Here is a 4,165-nt window from a genome sequence, read left to right on the forward strand (position 1 = left end):
CCTCTGGGCCCCGATTGCTCGAATGCCCAAAGAAAAAGTTGCAAAGATATGAAAACTCCACAGTGTGTTGTATTGAAACGGTTTTAATTGTCCTATAACAAAAGCACAGAAATCTCTCACCGTTTGGAATAGCAAGAAAGAAACTTACAAGCCTAGCAAGACCGCGCACTTAAGCGCAGGCCCGGCTGGACTCTCCATCTCTTGTCTTCTTGCCCAGTAAAAGCTCTCATGCTCTTGCCAAAACAAAAAAATCCATTTTCAAAATTATTAAATTTCTTTAATGATCCTTCCGCAGGTTCACCTACGGAAACCTTGTTACGACTTTTAGTTCCTCTAAATGACCAAGTTTGTCCAAATTCTCCGCTCTGAGATGGAGTTGCCCCCTTCTCTAAGCAGATCCTGAGGCCTCACTAAGCCATTCAATCGGTACTAGCGACGGGCGGTGTGTACAAAGGGCAGGGACGTAATCAACGCAAGCTGATGACTTGCGCTTACTAGGAATTCCTCGTTGAAGAGCAATAATTACAATGCTCTATCCCCAGCACGACGGAGTTTCACAAGATTACCAAGACCTCTCGGCCAAGGTTAGACTCGCTGGCTCCGTCAGTGTAGCGCGCGTGCGGCCCAGAACGTCTAAGGGCATCACAGACCTGTTATTGCCTCAAACTTCCATCGGCTTGAAACCGATAGTCCCTCTAAGAAGTGGATAACCAGCAAATGCTAGCACCACTATTTAGTAGGTTAAGGTCTCGTTCGTTATCGCAATTAAGCAGACAAATCACTCCACCAACTAAGAACGGCCATGCACCACCACCCACAAAATCAAGAAAGAGCTCTCAATCTGTCAATCCTTATTGTGTCTGGACCTGGTGAGTTTCCCCGTGTTGAGTCAAATTAAGCCGCAGGCTCCACTCCTGGTGGTGCCCTTCCGTCAATTCCTTTAAGTTTCAGCCTTGCGACCATACTCCCCCCAGAACCCAAAGACTTTGATTTCTCGTAAGGTGCCGAGTGGGTCATTAAAAAAACACCACCCGATCCCTAGTCGGCATAGTTTATGGTTAAGACTACGACGGTATCTGATCATCTTCGATCCCCTAACTTTCGTTCTTGATTAATGAAAACGTCCTTGGCAAATGCTTTCGCAGTAGTTAGTCTTCAATAAATCCAAGAATTTCACCTCTGACAATTGAATACTGATGCCCCCGACCGTCCCTATTAATCATTACGATGGTCCTAGAAACCAACAAAATAGAACCAAACGTCCTATTCTATTATTCCATGCTAATATATTCGAGCAATACGCCTGCTTTGAACACTCTAATTTTTTCAAAGTAAAAGTCCTGGTTCGCCAAGAGCCACAAGGACTCAAGGTTAGCCAGAAGGAAAGGCCCCGTTGGAAATCCAGTACACGAAAAAATCGGACCGGCCAACCGGGCCCAAAGTTCAACTACGAGCTTTTTAACTGCAACAACTTTAATATACGCTATTGGAGCTGGAATTACCGCGGCTGCTGGCACCAGACTTGCCCTCCAATTGTTCCTCGTTAAGGTATTTACATTGTACTCATTCCAATTACAAGACCCGAATGGGCCCTGTATCGTTATTTATTGTCACTACCTCCCTGAATTAGGATTGGGTAATTTGCGCGCCTGCTGCCTTCCTTGGATGTGGTAGCCGTTTCTCAGGCTCCCTCTCCGGAATCGAACCCTTATTCCCCGTTACCCGTTGAAACCATGGTAGGCCACTATCCTACCATCGAAAGTTGATAGGGCAGAAATTTGAATGAACCATCGCCAGCACAAGGCCATGCGATTCGAAAAGTTATTATGAATCATCAAAGAGTCCGAAGACATTGATTTTTTATCTAATAAATACATCTCTTCCAAAGGGTCGAGATTTTAAGCATGTATTAGCTCTAGAATTACCACAGTTATACCATGTAGTAAAGGAACTATCAAATAAACGATAACTGATTTAATGAGCCATTCGCAGTTTCACTGTATAAATTGCTTATACTTAGACATGCATGGCTTAATCTTTGAGACAAGCATATGACTACTGGCAGGATCAACCAGATAACTATCTTAAAAGAAGAAGCAACAAGCAGTAAAAAAGAAAGAAACCGAAATCTCTTTTTTTTTTTCCCACCTATTCCCTCTTGCTAGAAGATACTTATTGAGTTTGGAAACAGCTGAAATTCCAGAAAAATTGCTTTTTCAGGTCTCTCTGCTGCCGGAAATGCTCTCTGTTCAAAAAGCTTTTACACTCTTGACCAGCGCACTCCGTCACCATACCATAGCACTCTTTGAGTTTCCTCTAATCAGGTTCCACCAAACAGATACCCCGGTGTTTCACGGAATGGTACGTTTGATATCGCTGATTTGAGAGGAGGTTACACTTGAAGAATCACAGTCTTGCGACCGGCTATTCAACAAGGCATTCCCCCAAGTTTGAATTCTTTGAAATAGATTGCTATTAGCTAGTAATCCACCAAATCCTTCGCTGCTCACCAATGGAATCGCAAGATGCCCACGATGAGACTGTTCAGGTTAAACGCAAAAGAAACACACTCTGGGAATTTCTTCCCAAATTGTATCTCTCAATACGCATCAACCCATGTCAATTAAACACGCTGTATAGAGACTAGGCAGATCTGACGATCACCTAGCGACTCTCTCCACCGTTTGACGAGGCCATTTACAAAAACATAACGAACGACAAGCCTACTCGAATTCGTTTCCAAACTCTTTTCGAACTTGTCTTCAACTGCTTTCGCATGAAGTACCTCCCAACTACTTTTCCTCACACTTGTACTCCATGACTAAACCCCCCCTCCCATTACAAACTAAAATCTTACTTTTATTTTCTTTTGCCCTCTCTGTCGCTCTGCCTTAACTACGTATTTCTCGCCGAGAAAAACTTCAATTTAAGCTATTCTCCAAAAATCTTAGCGTATATTTTTTTTCCAAAGTGACAGGTGCCCCGGGTAACCCAGTTCCTCACTATTTTTTACTGCGGAAGCGGAAGCGGAAAATACGGAAACGCGCGGGAACATACAAAACATACAAAATATACCTTTCTCACACAAGAAATATATGCTACTTGCAAAATATCATACCAAAAAACTTTTCACAACCGAAACCAAAACCAACGGATATCATACATTACACTACCACCATTCAAACTTTACTACTATCCTCCCTTCAGTTTCCCTTTTTCTGCCTTTTTCGGTGACGGAAATACGCTTCAGAGACCCTAAAGGGAAATCCATGCCATAACAGGAAAGTAACATCCCAATGCGGACTATACCACCCCACCACACTCCTACCAATAACGGTAACTATTCTATGTTTTCTTACTCCTATGTCTATTCATCTTTCATCTGACTACCTAATACTATGCAAAAATGTAAAATCATCACACAAAACATAAACAATCAAAATCAGCCATTTCCGCACCTTTTCCTCTGTCCACTTTCAACCGTCCCTCCAAATGTAAAATGGCCTATCGGAATACATTTTCTACATCCTAACTACTATAAAACAACCTTTAGACTTACGTTTGCTACTCTCATGGTCTCAATACTGCCGCCGACATTCTGTCCCACATACTAAATCTCTTCCCGTCATTATCGCCCGCATCCGGTGCCGTAAATGCAAAACAAATACCATCTATGTCTTCCACACCATCATTTTACTATGCCTGCCACCATCCATTTGTCTTTTGCACCATATCTTCATAACCTGTCACCTTGAAACTACCTCTGCATGCCACCTACCGACCAACTTTCATGTTCTGTTTCGACCTACCTCTTGTAAATGACAAATCACCTTTTTCATCGTATGCACCTTATTCTCCACATCACAATGCACTATTGCTTTTGCTTTTTCACCTGTCATATCCTATTGCTATTAGATGAAATATAATAAAAATTGTCCTCCACCCATAACACCTCTCACTCCCACCTACTGAACATGTCTGGACCCTGCCCTCATATCACCTGCGTTTCCGTTAAACTATCGGTTGCGGCCATATCTACCAGAAAGCACCGTTTCCCGTCCGATCAACTGTAGTTAAGCTGGTAAGAGCCTGACCGAGTAGTGTAGTGGGTGACCATACGCGAAACTCAGGTGCTGCAATCTTTATTTCTTTTTTTTTTTTTTTT

At 42.8% G+C, this 4,165-nt stretch carries 2 rRNA genes; one reads left to right on the top strand and one right to left on the bottom strand.

The window, feature by feature from the left end:
- Positions 1-273: 273 nt before the first annotated feature.
- Positions 274-2,083: ribosomal RNA gene (locus tag IEV67_RS19215) — 16S ribosomal RNA — on the bottom strand.
- Positions 2,084-4,021: 1,938 nt separating this feature from the next.
- On the opposite strand from IEV67_RS19215, the gene rrf reads away from it, so the two are divergent.
- Positions 4,022-4,142, top strand: a 5S ribosomal RNA gene (rrf, locus tag IEV67_RS19220).
- The last annotated feature ends 23 nt before the right edge of the window (positions 4,143-4,165 follow it).

Origin of the sequence: Microbacterium murale, assembly GCF_014635185.1 — a bacterium.
GTDB lineage: Bacteria > Actinomycetota > Actinomycetes > Actinomycetales > Microbacteriaceae > Microbacterium > Microbacterium murale.